This is a genomic window from Brevibacillus massiliensis, assembly GCF_000311785.1.
Taxonomy (GTDB): domain Bacteria; phylum Bacillota; class Bacilli; order Brevibacillales; family Brevibacillaceae; genus Brevibacillus_C; species Brevibacillus_C massiliensis.
In genome coordinates, this window is sequence record NZ_HE978545.1 from 83787 (window position 1) to 96992 (window position 13206).

A 13206-nucleotide genomic window follows, 5' to 3' on the forward strand; every position below is an offset into this window, starting at 1 on the left:
TTTTTTTTGCATTTGACAAGTTTCGACAGGATAAGATGGAAGTAAACGGGGAGGTGGGGCAGATGAAGACAGACGCTGTCTTTGAAGGCGGCGGCGTGAAGGGAATTGCTTTTATCGGGGCCATCTCGGTCATGGAGGAGCACGGTTTTGAGTGGCACAGGCTCTCCGGCACATCGGCCGGGTCAATCGTAGCCGCCCTGCTCAGCGCCGGGTACAACAGCCAGGAACTGACCCCCGTCTTTCAGCGCTTAAACTACCTTTCATTCCTGCAGCAAAGAGGCTTGGCCCGACTGCCGTACATCGGAGGGATCGCCGGATTGCTGTTCAAAGAGGGAATCTATCCCAGCGACAACATTGAAAAGTTCGTCGATGAACTGCTTGCGCGAAAGGGAGTTCGCGTTTTCGGGGATTTGCCGGGGGGAAAGCTGCGGATTATCGCCTCCGACATTACCGCCGGAAAAATGCTGATTTTCCCTGATGATCTGACCGACTTTGACCTTGATCCCGACAACTTTCCGATTGCTCGCGCTGTTCGCATGAGCTGTTCGATTCCGTATTTTTTTTATCCTTACCGAATGAAGAAAAATGGCGGTTTTCACTATATTGTGGACGGCGGACTCTTGAGCAACTTTCCTGTCTGGTTGTTCGATGGCCCGGGTTTGCCGGAATGGCCCGCATTCGGGTTTCGTCTGGCGAACAAGGCAACTTCTGGGGAAAAAAGTAAAATCAGAGGGTTGATATCCTTCTCCAAAGCGCTCCTGACGACGATGCTGGATGCCCATGACCGATTTCACATCGAACACAACAGCGCGGTCCGCACGGTCTTTATTCCGACGCTGGGCATCAGAACCACTCAGTTTAACCTGTCGGAAGCAAAGCGGGTTGAACTGATTGCCAGCGGGAGAAAGGCAACAGAGGCCTTTTTGCAAACGTGGAGTTTTCAAGAGTACTGCAACCGGTTCCGCGACCATCCCTCCAATGACTAAAGGCTGCCCCAAAGCGGGCAGCCCCATTCTATCCGCACATATTCAATGATACATTTTTGGTTCCTGCCCGCGGCCGTCTTCATCCTCACCCTTCTGCTTTCCCTTGTTTCCCTCAATGACTTGAAAGGGATGGTCGCGGCGGGATGCAGCGCTCTTCCTGGCAGGAGAGCGGACGTGTTTTGCCGGCTGTTTTGCGCTCCTCTTCAACGCTGGCTTGCGCGGCAGAAACCTTCCCGTTTTCAAGTAGTTGTTCACGAAAAACAGGATGAGCCCGATCATGGCGATCGTCAGAAGGATTTGCAGCGGGTTGGTCACCAGTTGAAAGATGAACCCGATGGCTGCCAGGATCAGCAGCAGCAGAATGAGCGGATGAATCCGTGTCGGCATAGAGTCTCACCTCAAGGAAATTGGGAAGTTGCTTTCAGCCGGTCGAAGCAAGCTGGTTGGACGACTGCAAATACTCCTGGTCGCGCTCACGCATCCGGTTAAACGAGGCAATCGCCACTTCCACCTGGCTGTCGTCAGGCTCGCGAGTGGTGATTTTTTGCAGCCACAAACCGGGATACCCGAGGAAACGCAGAGGGGTATCGCGAAGCCGATTGGTCCACTGCAGCACTTCGTACGACAATCCGATGACGACGGGGAGCAGCCAGATTCGCTGGATGACGCGCTCGGTCAGCGTCGTGTAGGGGACCAGCGAGTAGACGATTACCCCGACGATTACCGTAAAGATGAGAAAACTGCTGCCGCAGCGATAGTGCAGAGTAGAGAACGACTGAACGTTTCTTACCGTTAATTCTACCCCTGCTTCGTATGCGTTAATCACTTTATGTTCGGCACCGTGGTATTGAAACAGGCGCTTGATCAACGGTGTTTTGGCGATCAAGCTGATGTACCCCAGCAGCAGGACGATCTTGATGGCACCCTCGACCAGATTTTGCGGGATGCCATCGGGAACCCAATGGCCAAAAATAATTTTGGCGAGAAAGACGGGTATCAAGGTAAAAGCCAGCTTCCCTACCACAAAGGAGAGGACGCCGACAACGGCAACGCCGAGCAGCAAGGTAAGTCTGGACGGTCCTTCGGAGCTGCCTTCCTCATCCGATTCCTGACTGTAGCGCTCGCTGGCAAAGTTCAGGTGTTTGGCGCCGTTGGCACTCGCTTCGATCAATCCCACGATTCCTCGAATGAGCGGGATTTTTTTGAGGCGGGTCGCCCACTTGTATTCCTTGCGTTCATCTTCGTAGTATTCGATTTCTTGATTTTTTTTGCGTATGGCCGTGATGGTCACCTTTTTGCCGCCAAACATCACTCCTTCGATGACGGCTTGACCACCGTAGTTGGGTACTTTGGGTTGAGCCAAGTGGTATCACCTTCCTTATCCATATTGTAGCGCAAAGTTTCGATGCCTGCTACATACAGATGATTCTTCTTGCGGGAATGAAACGGTCATTGCGCTTCCCGTGATGTGAAAAATCTTGCCAGGGGCATACTATGCGGGAGGTGATGACGATGAATGCAACGGACAAACGGACTGGCGGCAATCAAGTAGGCAGCGAGGGCAGCCTGGCAAAAATCCTGGAAGTGGGTTTTTGGGGCGCGATTATTTGGGGCGTGCTGCGGATCGCAGCTCACTTTCTGAATTTTACGCCCTACGGTGTGTTCAGCTTTTCCCGCCCGTTTCTCGGCAGAGCGGGAGAACATTCCTGGCAGGGCTTCTTCGCCGGATTGCTGCTCTTGATTATCCTCTCGATCGCCGCAACGACCATCTTTACGCTGCTGTTGATGAAAATTCGCCACTGGTGGGTCGGACTGATATACGGACTATTGCTCCTGCTCCTATTCGGCCTTTTCTTTCAGATGGGCAGATGGCGGGCGGAAACGCTGTTTACGGAATTGGGCTGGTTTCTCACCTACGGACTTTTCGTCGGGATGAGCATGACGCTGGAGGAATATGATCGAGAGTGACTATTCAACCCGTTTTTTGGTTGTGGTAAAATGAGGAGAAAAACCTTGAAACGGGAGGACGGCTATGCTTTCTTTGCTGGTGTTGAACGGTCCTAATCTGAATTTGCTCGGCAAACGCGAACCTGAGGTGTACGGGGCGGAGACGTTGGAAGATGTCATTGCCCGTCTGGAAAAGCTGGCGGCGGAATGCCAGATCAAATTGGAACACCGCCAGTCCAATCACGAAGGGGAGATCATCGACGCGATTCACGCGGCCAAAGGGGTACACGACGGGATCGTGTTGAATCCGGGAGCCTTTACCCACTACAGCTACGCGATTCGCGACGCCATTGCCGCAGTGGAATTGCCGACGATTGAAGTACATATATCCAATGTCCATGCCAGGGAAGAGTTTCGCCATCATTCTGTCATCTCGGCTGTAACGGTCGGGCAGATCGTCGGGCTGGGGACAGACGGGTACGAATGGGCCGTCCGTGCGCTGATCAGGCGGCTTGGCAAGTAAGCTGGGGCTGTCTTCTGAAAGGGGAGCGTAAACTGATGCAGCATCGATTACAAGCATTGCGCAAAGCGTTAACAGAATGGCAGGCGGACGCCATCATTACGGGAAAACCGGTAAACCGGCGCTACATCAGCGGATTTACCGGTTCTGCGGGTTGGGTCATCGTCACAGCCCGGGATGCCGTGCTGTTGACGGACTTTCGCTACATCGACCAGGCCAAATCGGAAGCGCCCGATTTTCGGGTGATCAACCACGAACGGGATGAAAAAGCCGCTATCTACAAGCAGCTCCAGGAACTTGGGGTAAAGCGGTTAGCGTTTGAAAAAGCGCACATCACCTTCGCCACCTATGAGGAGTGGAGCCAGGTGTTCGGCGGAGTAGAGCTTGTTCCTGTCGCCGGGGTGTTTGAACAAATACGGGCCGTCAAGGACGAGGACGAGCTGAAGGTCGTCAGAGAGGCAGTGCGGATTGCCGACGAGGCGTTTACACACATTCTCTCCTACATCAGGCCGGGCGTGCGGGAGCTGGACATCGCTCTTGAGCTGGAATTTTTCATGCGCAAACAAGGGGCTGCCTCTTCCTCCTTTGACATTATCGTAGCTTCCGGCCAACGCGGCGCTCTTCCGCATGGAGCCGCCAGTGAAAAAGAGATCGCGGCGGGCGAGCTGGTGACGCTGGATTACGGAGCCCTGTACAAAGGATACTGTTCTGACATCACGCGGACAGTCGCTGTCGGAGAGCCGCCCGCCAAGATGCGCGAAATCTACGAGATTGTCCTTGAGGCACAGTTGAATGGAGTGGGCAGCATCAAATCGGGGATGACCGGAAAAGAGGCGGACGCGCTGACCCGCGACATCATTGCGGCAGCAGGATACGGCGCCGAATTTGGACACAGTACCGGCCACGGCTTCGGCCTGGAGGTTCACGAAGCCCCCAGTCTGGCGATGTCCAGCCAAACCGTACTGAAGCCGGGCATGCTGGTCACCGTGGAACCGGGCATTTACCTCAGCGGGGTTGGCGGCGTCCGGATCGAAGACGATGTGCTGATCACGGAAAGCGGTTGTGAAATCCTCACAAAATCACCAAAAGAGTTGCTCATTTTGCCTGTCTAATTTATACTATTGATGTTTATGATCTTTTAGGGGGACTACCATGATTTCAGTAAATGACTTTCGTACTGGGTTAACGATCGAAGTGGATGGCAATATTTTCCAAGTGATTGAGTTCCAACACGTGAAACCGGGTAAAGGGGCTGCTTTTGTCCGCTCCAAACTGCGCAACCTGCGCAACGGAAACGTGACCGAGATGACCTTCCGCGGCGGCGAAAAGGTAAATCCGGCCCGCATTGAAACCAACACGATGCAGTACCTCTACGGCAGCGGCGACGAGTACACCTTCATGAATACGGAAACGTTCGAGCAGATCACATTTACCCGCAAACAGATCGAGCGCGAACTTCAATTCCTGAAAGAAAACATGAACGTCCAAGTCATGCAGTACAACGGCGAGACGATCGGCATCCAGCTTCCCAATACGGTCGAGCTGGTCGTGACCGAATGTGAACCCGGGGTAAAAGGGGATACGGCGACGGGGGCGACCAAGAAAGCGACGCTGGAAACCGGTTTTGTCGTCAACGTTCCGCTGTTCGTCAACGAAGGAGACAAATTGATCATCGATACCCGTTCGGAATCGTACGTTTCCCGGGCATAAATCACGTTCTCCTGGTAAACCAAGAAACGAAGAAAGCAGTTGGCCGGCATCAAAGCGCCAACTGCTTTTCCTGTTTTTGGACCAACATCGCCTCAGCCGAGGAGCTCCCGAATTTTTGCCTCTTTTGCTCGCCGTTCTTCCTGATCGGCCAAATCGTATTTTTTCAATGCATGAAACAGTTCATTCAAGCAGGGCTGCGGCATATCCGCCGCAAGGGCCGACCTGATCTGCCGAACCAAATCTTCAGGCAAGTGCGGCACTTGCTGCTCCAATTTGTTGCACACATCTTCAAAGGTGTGATCAAGCTTGCATTCTCCCATCGCTAACGCCTCCTTGTTCCAGCGTGACAGACCCCCGTAGCCGGAGGATTCCGGCAGTTAGTCAAACTATAACACGTTTCATCCGACGCTGGTAGTCTGCGCTTTAATGCCATTTCGTCAGCCAGGCAAGCAACTTGAGAAAAAAAGCCGTAATGCCGGCAGCCATCAGCGGCCCGACGGGAATGCCGCGAAAAAAAACGATGCCGACAATCGAACCGATGACCAAACCGACGATGAGCTGCGGATCTGCGCGCAGCATCTCTAATCCTTTCCCGTTCATATAGGTAGCGAGGGCGCCGCCCGCCAAGGCCAATAGGCCGATCACGGTTGTGAACAACGGGGCAACATCCTTCCACGAGACCTTTTCGCTGGCGAACGGCACCAGGACGGATATCGTCAAAAACAGCAGACCCAGTTCCATCCCGCGCCGCTCAACGGTCGGAAAGTAACGGTCGAGCGCCGTCAGCTTCAAGACGAGCAGCATGCTGGCCGCCGTCGCGATGATCGGGGAGCGGCCTACCAAACCTACAATAATAAGGATGACGAGCATTACTTCGCCTGACAACATCTGCATCCTGATCGAACCCCTGTCCTTTTCCTGCTGATACAGGTTATGAGACAAGGCTGGGGAGTATGCGTTTTTCCTTTACGACGGGTACGATCGGATAAAGGTCAACCTGGCTGCAGAACCGAATATCCTCTACGCAGTTGTGCTGCACGAGACGCCTGCCTGTCACCGACGAAAACAGCATGTCGGGAAGCTTGCCGGCAGCATGCAGGTAGCCGGCAGCCAATACTTCGCCAAGATCGCTGACCGCAGCCGTGGGGACAGCCTGTTTGATCGAAGACACCATACAGCCCGCGGCCAGGCCGTCTTCCAGTGCGAAAACCTGCCGGGTGCCGGCACAGTACAGGGTGATGTCCACCTGACTGTCGAGCGCCTTTTTGACACAAGCCGAAGCGTTTAAAAAACAGCCGATCATCAGCACCTCAGCCCGCTCCGCCTTTTGAATCGCCCGGGTCCCGTTGGTCGTGGTCAGCACCAGCGTTTTTCCCGCGTGGTTCAGCCGGTTAAGCTGGGTCGGAGAGTTGCTGTAGTCGAAGTCGGCGATTTTTTTGCAGTAGCGTTCGCCGGCCAAGACGACACCTTCCCCCCGCAATGCGTTTGCCTGGCCGATCGTTTCGACCGGCACGATCTGTGAAAATCCGCTGCCGAGCGCGGTCACGATCGTACTGGCGCAGCGAAGGACGTCGATCACGACCACGATCCGGCCGCGAATTTGTTCGTGACGAATCTCTTCGACCGTTCCGACAACCTCTACTCGCATGTAGCAATTCTCCTTTCATGCAGTACCCAATCGGCCGTATCACCCCGCAGTCCCCGCCGCAGCGTCTCGATCGAGAGAACGTCTGACGGCGCAATATTGCCAAGGTTGGCATTCAGTCCAAGCGTCAGGAGCAGGGCCACCTGCTGGTCCTTGCGCGGAGCCTCCCAGATCAACCGGTTTGCCCGCTCCCCGGCCAAGAGACTGATGTCGCGCAAGAACGCGGTGTCCACTTCGCCAGAACGGTTAAAGACGCCGACATTTCCCGATTCCCTGGCCTCGATGATGACATAATCGGCACCGGCGCGCAAATCCCCCTCCAGGGTTTGAAACAACTGTTCCTGGCAGACGACAAATGTCGAGGATTTTTTTCCAAATTCCGTAAAAACAGTTAGCCCCGCTTCTTTGGCAAGCTGGATCGCCCGATAGCGCTGATCAAGCGAAATCGGCAAACTTCCATCGGAGATTTCCACGGCGGTAAACCCGAGTTCAGTCACTCTCTCGATATACGCTTTCTCCGAGTCCTGCACGGCGGCGATTTCGAAAAACGTTCCCCCCGGCATGATCGCGATATGATGCATGCGGGCCAGGGCGATCTTGCGCTTCAGGAGGGCGGTCGGATACAGGGCAGAGGTACCGAAACCCAGCTTGTAAACATCGATGTAAGGAGCGGCGACGTTGACCAAGTCTTCGGTCGCATGCAGTCCCAATCCCTTGTCAATCACCATGGTAAGTCCGCTGCTGCGGGGTTTTTCCAATCGGGTGCTCGAAGGGTCAAGCCAGCTTTGCGGCCAAAACGGCGATTCATTCTCAATCATGCGGTCTCCCCATTTCTCTAGGCGTTTTAGGTAGTTTATGCGGGACAAACGGGAGGAGTGATATGCGGCCAGACAAGTGGGCGATTGCCTACAAGCTGGGAGATTTTCGAACCGCTATCCTAAACGGATGATTGTCCGCATAAATTGGGGAGAGGGGAGGGACTGGCATGTTGGAGAAGGCAATTATCGGCATGGCATCGCTGAGGATTTTGTCCGGCACGATCGAAATTCTTGCCGCTTTGCTCATATTGAAGCTAAACGAAGTAGAAAAGGCGCTGATCGTCAACTCGGCGCTCGCCTTGGTCGGGCCCATTATCCTGCTGACGACGACAACGATCGGCCTCTTGGGATTGTCTGACCGCATCAGCATGGCGAAAATCATGTGGATTTTCGCAGGAATCACCTGTATTTTTATCGGAATCAGGAAATGATCAGCACATTTACATTTGATTAAACCGGTACTGTATGTGGTAGAATATGGCGGGAGGTGGTCGCAAATGAACCGCTTATTTCAACCATTACAGGTAAAAGGAATGCAAATAAAAAACCGCATCGTCATGTCCCCGATGTGCCAGTATTCGGCAGATCAAGATGGCAGGGTGACCGATTGGCACCGGGTGCACTACCCTGCGCGCGCCGTTGGCGGAGTGGGACTTGTTATCGTGGAAGCGACGGCTGTTCAGGCCAACGGAAGGATTTCAAGCCGCGATCTGGGGATCTGGCATGACGATCACATCGCCGGGCTGGCGGAAATCGTCCGGCTTGTCAAGGCAAATGGGGCCGCTATCGGCATACAACTGGCCCATGCCGGCCGCAAAGCGGAAAAGGACGTTCCTGGTGTCCACGAAGCTCCGTCGGCAATCCCTTTTTCCGACGCGTATGAGACGCCGACGGCCCTTGATCTGCAAGGGATTGCAGAGGTCGTCTCCAACTTCCAGCAGGCAGCAGTTAGGGCCGGCAAGGCCGGCTTTGACGTCATCGAAATCCATGCGGCCCACGGCTATTTAATCAATCAATTTTTGTCGCCGCTGACCAACCGCCGTGAAGACGAATACGGCGGCGATCCGGACAAGCGGTTTCGGCTGTTAAAAGAAATCGTCCTGGCCGTCAAGGAAGTGTGGCAGGGACCGCTGTTCGTCCGTGTGTCGGCAGAAGAGTACCATCCCGACGGCAACCATATCGAGCAGTACGTCGATTACGCCAAGCGCTTGAAGGAGTTGGGTGTCGATCTCATTGACGCCTCTTCCGGTGCAGTCGTGCCTTACCGGATTGACGCGTATCCCGGCTATCAGGTGCCGCTTGCGGAGAAGATCAGACAGGGTGCGGGCATTGCTACAGGGGCGGTAGGCTTGATCACAACAGCCGCACAGGCGGAAGAAATTCTGCAGAAGGATCAGGCAGACCTGATCTTTCTCGGCCGCGAGCTGCTCCGCAATCCTTACTGGCCTTTGCATGCCGGACGGGAACTCGAGGCACCGGACAACATACCGCAGCAGTATCTTCGCGCGTTTTAAAACGGCTGTTTAACCGGCAGAGTGACTCAGTTTTTTCCACTTGTAAGTCACTCCCCGCAGGGAACAATACTTTTGTACATCTGCGAGGAGGGGAATAGATGGAGCACCTGCAAAAACGTATCTCTTATCTGCGCGGTTTGGCTGAGGGAATGGATGTGTCGGGAGCGAGTCGGGAAGGCAAGATGATCGGTGAGATCATCGAGGTGCTGGATGACTTTTACGGTCAGGTACGCGATCTGCAGGCCAGGGTTGAGGAAACGGAAGTGTATGTGGAAGCGATTGACGAAGACCTCAGCGACCTGGAATACATGCTGCAAGCCGACGACGAAGCCCTGTACGAAATCGTAGAGGACGATGAGGATGCGGAGTCGGCGGAGTCGGACTTTTACGACCTTGACGACAGCGAGGACGCCAACGTGTACGCCTCACTGGACAACCGCGGACAGGAACGGTCCAAAACAGGCGCGGGCGCCGATGGCACAGGTGCGGAATACGAGATCACCCACGTCGTTGAATGTCCCAATTGCCATGAGACATTGCTGCTGCTCGACGAGGTCGACACAGACGGCTACCGCCATTACATCATCGAGCCGTACAACCGCTTGGAACCGATCAATCCAACTTGACGCTGCCAGCTTTTCATACCCAGGCCCGGGGCTTTTGCTCCGGGCTTTTTCGTGCTGCCTTTCCGAATCTGATTTGGTGGAATAAATCTCGTCCACTTCTGCATAGGTATGAGGTAAGTCTAAGTGGACAAAGGGGTGACACAAGTGAAAGAGATCAGCACCATCCTGCCAGCGTCTGTCCGCCACATCCTGTCCGCACTGCCGCTAGCCGTGAGAGAAAATATTGAAGAGATTCGCCTCAGGCAGAACATGCCGCTTGAAATCCGCTATGGCCAGCTGTCGAGCTACGTGACCCCAACGGGACAATTGACGGCAAATTCCAGGCAAGGTTGGGTGTTCACGGAAGAACAGGCAGGCAAGTTGATCAATCAAATCAGCCAGCATTCCCTGTATGCACTGGAGGAAGAATTGAAGCGGGGGTACATCACGGTCGTCGGAGGACATCGCGTCGGCATAGCAGGTAAAGTCGTGCTGGAGAGAGGTGAAGTCAAGGGAATTCGCGATCTCACCAGTTTTAATATTCGCATTGCGCGGGAAAAAAAGGGGATTGCCCAAAAGGTTCTGCCGTTCTTGCTGGAAGCAGCCAGGGTGCACAATACGCTGATCATCTCCCCGCCGCAGTGCGGAAAAACGACATTGCTTCGCGATATTGCCAGATCGCTCAGCTACGGAAGCGAATGGGCTTCCAGCCGCAAAGTGGCGATTGTGGACGAGCGTTCCGAGATTGCCGGCTGCCTGCATGGGGTTCCGCAGCGAGACGTCGGCCCGCGCACCGATGTACTGGATGCCTGTCCAAAAGCCGTTGGAATGATGATGATGATTCGTTCGATGTCGCCAGAGGTGTTGATTGTCGACGAGATCGGCAGACAGGAGGACAGCGATGCGATCTGGGAAGCCGTCTACGCCGGTGTCTCCGTCGTCTGCACCGCCCACGGCTGGGACGTAGAAGAGACCACCCGCCGTCCGATGCTGGCGAAGTTGATCCAGCAGGGGGCGTTCACGCGCTACATCACGCTCTCCCGCAGCAGCGGGATTGGGACGATCCAGGGAATTTACGATCAGGCACTGCAGCCGCTGCAAAAGGAAGAGCAGCTATGGTCAAGGTAATCGGAGCGGCGATCATCATCTTTTCCGCCTCGATGGTAGGCTGGCAAATCGGCAAGTACTACGCGCTGCGGCCAATTCAGATCCGGGGGCTCTTGATGGCCTTGCAGATGCTGGAGACGGAAATCGTCTACGGGGCAACTCCGCTCTCCCGCGCTTTTTTGCAAGTCGGCAGACGAATTCAGGCGGAAATCGGCCAGATCTTTACCAGCGCAGCCGAGTTTTTGCTGACCAAAGAGGGCCTCGGGACACAGGAATGCTGGCAAATGGCGTTAAACCGACACCTGCCGTCTACGGCCCTGCGCAAAACGGAGCGGGAAGTGTTGGCTGGATTGGGACACGTGCTCGGCAGTTCTGACCGGGAGGACCAGCAGAAGCACCTGCGGCTCGCGGCGACGCATTTGCGCAGTCTGGAGGAAGAGGCGAGAGCGGAACAGCACCGGTACGAAAAGATGTACAAAAGTTTGGGATTTCTCGGCGGTTTATTGGTCGTCATCCTAATGTTCTGAAGCGAGGTGTTACCCGTGAACTTTGATTTGACTCCCGTTTTTCAAATCGCCGGAGTCGGTTTTATCATGGCGGTCATCCACACCGTCCTGAAGCAGTCGGGGAAGGAAGATATCGCCCATTGGGCCACCTTGGTCGGATTTATCATCGTGCTGTACATGGTGGCACATTACCTGGGAGATTTGTTTACCGAAGTGAAACGGGTTTTTTTGTTTAACTAAGGACGTGGGGGTGCCCCGATGGAAATCGTTCAAATCGTCGGTATAGGGATGGTCGCTACCCTGCTCGCTTTGGTCATTAAAGACCAGAAACCGCTGTTCGCCTTTCTGCTTACCATTATCAGCGGCGTTGTCATTTTTACCTTCTTGATCGGAAAGATTTCCGAGGTCGTACGCATCTTGGAACGCCTGGCCGTCCAGGCCGACCTGAATATGGTCTTTTTGGAGACGATTTTAAAGATTATCGGAATCGCCTACATTGCCGAGTTTGGCGCACAGGTGACGCGTGACGCCGGGCAAGGAGCGATCGCTTCCAAGATCGAACTGGCGGGAAAAGTGCTCATTCTCGTGATGGCCGTCCCGATTGTCCAGATTATCATTGAAACCGTGATCCATCTGCTGCCGGGCTGAGAGGGGGATGTCCATGGCACGCGTCATATGGATGTTTATACTGTTGTGGCAAATCCTGCTCCCGGGGGCGGCCGCGGCCGACACTGCCGAACCGGCTGCCGCAAGTCCCGCGGGCGAGCTGATGCGCCAGCAAATCAAACAGCTGGACACATCGCGTGTCGAACAGTTCTGGAAAAAGACGCTGCAAGAGTACAAAGGGTATCTGCCCGACGTAAAATCGCCTGGATTCTTCCCCCTGCTGCTCGGAGACGGCGAGCTCACCTTCCCCGGCGTCGCCAAAGGCATGTTGAAATTTTTCTTTCACGAGATCTGGACAAACGGAAAGCTGCTCAGTTCGATCATCATTATCACCGTGCTGGCGATGATTCTGGAGACGATGCAGAACGCTTTCGAGAGAAATGCCGTCAGCACCGTCGCTTACTCCATCATCTATCTGGTCTTGATGGTGCTGGCCATGAACAGCTTTCACGTAGCCGTCACCTACGCCAAAGAGGCGATCACCAAGATGTCCGACTTCATGCTGGCGATGATCCCGCTGGTGCTCGCGCTGCTGGCGGCAATGGGCAATCTCGCCTCGGCGGCGATGTTTCACCCGATGATCGTGTTTATGATCAACATCAGCGGAATCATGATTTCCACCGTTGTCTTTCCGCTGATTTTCCTGTCGGCCCTGCTCGCGATTGCCAGCCTGTTTTCCGAGCGGTACAGAGTGACCCAACTGGCGACATTGCTGCGAAACATTGCGATGGGGGCGCTCGGCTCATTCTTCACGATTTTTCTTGCGATCGTGAGCATCCAGGGAGCGACGACGGCGGTGACCGACGGGATGACGATCCGCACGGCCAAATACCTGACCGGCAACTTTATCCCTGTCGTCGGCAGGATGTTTTCCGATGCCACCGATACCGTAATGGGAGCATCTCTATTGGTAAAAAACACGGTTGGACTAGCCGGGGTCGTGATCCTGTTGATCATCTGCGCTTTTCCGGCGATGAAAATACTGGTGTTGGCGCTGATCTACAACCTTTCTTCGGCGGTGCTGCAGCCGCTGGGAAACAGCCCGATTATTGGCGCGCTCGGCACGATCGGCAAGAGCCTGATCTACGTCTTCGCCGCGTTGGCTGCGGTCGGTTTGATGTTCTTTTTGGCCATTACAATCATCATCTCCGCCGGGAACATCTCGATGATGGTACGGTAGGT

Annotated in this window: 19 protein-coding genes; 13 read left to right on the forward strand and 6 right to left on the reverse strand. The window is 54.6% G+C overall.

Annotation, left to right across the window (positions count from 1 at the left end; genetic code table 11):
* On the forward strand, window positions 1–986 hold a 986-nt coding region (locus tag HGBM_RS19685; protein WP_245553023.1), incomplete at its 5' end, for a patatin-like phospholipase family protein.
* 42 nt (window positions 987–1028) lie between these two features.
* Here the strand turns inward: HGBM_RS19685 and HGBM_RS19690 are convergent.
* Together HGBM_RS19690 and HGBM_RS19695 are read right to left on the reverse strand one after the other, a co-directional pair.
* A complete protein-coding gene (locus HGBM_RS19690; RefSeq protein WP_019122800.1) occupies window positions 1029–1373 on the reverse strand; it encodes a hypothetical protein in 345 nt (114 codons plus the stop codon).
* Between the two features lie 34 nt (window positions 1374–1407).
* Window positions 1408–2349 carry a DUF1385 domain-containing protein gene (locus HGBM_RS19695; protein WP_019122801.1) on the reverse strand — a complete coding sequence of 314 codons (942 nt, stop codon included), beginning with the start codon at window positions 2347–2349 and terminating at the stop codon, window positions 1408–1410.
* 149 nt (window positions 2350–2498) lie between these two features.
* Between HGBM_RS19695 and HGBM_RS19700 the strand changes: the two genes are divergently transcribed.
* The 4 genes from HGBM_RS19700 (at window position 2499) to efp (ending at window position 5163) form a co-directional block, all read left to right on the forward strand.
* The gene (locus HGBM_RS19700) at window positions 2499–2954 is read left to right on the forward strand and encodes a YqhR family membrane protein (RefSeq protein ID WP_019122802.1); all 456 of its coding nucleotides are present in this window, start codon (window positions 2499–2501) and stop codon (window positions 2952–2954) included.
* Between the two features lie 64 nt (window positions 2955–3018).
* Complete coding sequence (gene aroQ, locus HGBM_RS19705) at window positions 3019–3456, forward strand: type II 3-dehydroquinate dehydratase (protein ID WP_019122803.1); 438 nt, start codon at window positions 3019–3021, stop codon at window positions 3454–3456.
* Between the two features lie 35 nt (window positions 3457–3491).
* Window positions 3492–4565 carry a M24 family metallopeptidase gene (locus tag HGBM_RS19710; RefSeq protein WP_019122804.1) on the forward strand — a complete coding sequence of 358 codons (1074 nt, stop codon included), beginning with the start codon at window positions 3492–3494 and terminating at the stop codon, window positions 4563–4565.
* A gap of 40 nt (window positions 4566–4605) precedes the next feature.
* Complete coding sequence (gene efp, locus HGBM_RS19715; RefSeq protein WP_019122805.1) at window positions 4606–5163, forward strand: elongation factor P; 558 nt, start codon at window positions 4606–4608, stop codon at window positions 5161–5163.
* A gap of 92 nt (window positions 5164–5255) precedes the next feature.
* Here efp and HGBM_RS19720 read toward each other — a convergent pair whose 3' ends face one another.
* The 4 genes from HGBM_RS19720 to comA all read right to left on the reverse strand — a co-directional run bounded on the left by HGBM_RS19720 (window position 5256) and on the right by comA (window position 7626).
* Entirely contained in the window at window positions 5256–5483 is a 228-nt protein-coding gene (locus HGBM_RS19720; protein ID WP_019122806.1) for a hypothetical protein, read from the reverse strand.
* A gap of 103 nt (window positions 5484–5586) precedes the next feature.
* Window positions 5587–6051 (reverse strand): DUF441 domain-containing protein, encoded by a 465-nt coding sequence (locus HGBM_RS19725; protein WP_026074545.1) that lies wholly within the window; start codon window positions 6049–6051, stop codon window positions 5587–5589.
* 43 nt (window positions 6052–6094) lie between these two features.
* On the reverse strand, window positions 6095–6811 hold the full coding sequence (locus HGBM_RS19730) for a 2-phosphosulfolactate phosphatase (RefSeq protein ID WP_019122808.1): 717 nt from the start codon (window positions 6809–6811) through the stop codon (window positions 6095–6097).
* Window positions 6802–7626, reverse strand: coding sequence for a phosphosulfolactate synthase (gene comA / locus HGBM_RS19735; protein WP_019122809.1), 825 nt, complete (start codon window positions 7624–7626; stop codon window positions 6802–6804). Before comA ends, HGBM_RS19730 begins: the two co-directional genes overlap by 10 nt.
* 167 nt (window positions 7627–7793) lie before the next feature.
* Here comA and HGBM_RS19740 point away from each other — a divergent pair, with 167 nt between their 5' ends.
* The 8 genes from HGBM_RS19740 to spoIIIAE all read left to right on the forward strand — a co-directional run bounded on the left by HGBM_RS19740 (window position 7794) and on the right by spoIIIAE (window position 13204).
* Window positions 7794–8057 carry a DUF2619 domain-containing protein gene (locus tag HGBM_RS19740; protein ID WP_019122810.1) on the forward strand — a complete coding sequence of 88 codons (264 nt, stop codon included), beginning with the start codon at window positions 7794–7796 and terminating at the stop codon, window positions 8055–8057.
* Between the two features lie 66 nt (window positions 8058–8123).
* Complete coding sequence (namA, locus tag HGBM_RS28070) at window positions 8124–9140, forward strand: NADPH dehydrogenase NamA (RefSeq protein WP_019122811.1); 1017 nt, start codon at window positions 8124–8126, stop codon at window positions 9138–9140.
* A gap of 98 nt (window positions 9141–9238) precedes the next feature.
* On the forward strand, window positions 9239–9766 hold the full coding sequence (locus HGBM_RS19750; RefSeq protein WP_019122812.1) for a CD1247 N-terminal domain-containing protein: 528 nt from the start codon (window positions 9239–9241) through the stop codon (window positions 9764–9766).
* Between the two features lie 144 nt (window positions 9767–9910).
* Window positions 9911–10873, forward strand: a complete 963-nt coding sequence (gene spoIIIAA / locus HGBM_RS19755) for a stage III sporulation protein AA (protein WP_026074546.1) — start codon at window positions 9911–9913, stop codon at window positions 10871–10873.
* A complete protein-coding gene (gene spoIIIAB, locus HGBM_RS19760; protein WP_019122814.1) occupies window positions 10861–11379 on the forward strand; it encodes a stage III sporulation protein SpoIIIAB in 519 nt (172 codons plus the stop codon). The genes spoIIIAA and spoIIIAB overlap by 13 nt, the downstream gene beginning before the upstream one ends.
* Window positions 11380–11394: 15 nt before the next feature.
* Window positions 11395–11598 carry a stage III sporulation protein AC gene (gene spoIIIAC, locus HGBM_RS19765; RefSeq protein WP_019122815.1) on the forward strand — a complete coding sequence of 68 codons (204 nt, stop codon included), beginning with the start codon at window positions 11395–11397 and terminating at the stop codon, window positions 11596–11598.
* A gap of 18 nt (window positions 11599–11616) precedes the next feature.
* Entirely contained in the window at window positions 11617–12006 is a 390-nt protein-coding gene (gene spoIIIAD / locus HGBM_RS19770) for a stage III sporulation protein AD (protein ID WP_019122816.1), read from the forward strand.
* 13 nt (window positions 12007–12019) lie between these two features.
* Window positions 12020–13204 carry a stage III sporulation protein AE gene (gene spoIIIAE / locus HGBM_RS19775; protein ID WP_019122817.1) on the forward strand — a complete coding sequence of 395 codons (1185 nt, stop codon included), beginning with the start codon at window positions 12020–12022 and terminating at the stop codon, window positions 13202–13204.
* Window positions 13205–13206: the final 2 nt, after the last annotated feature.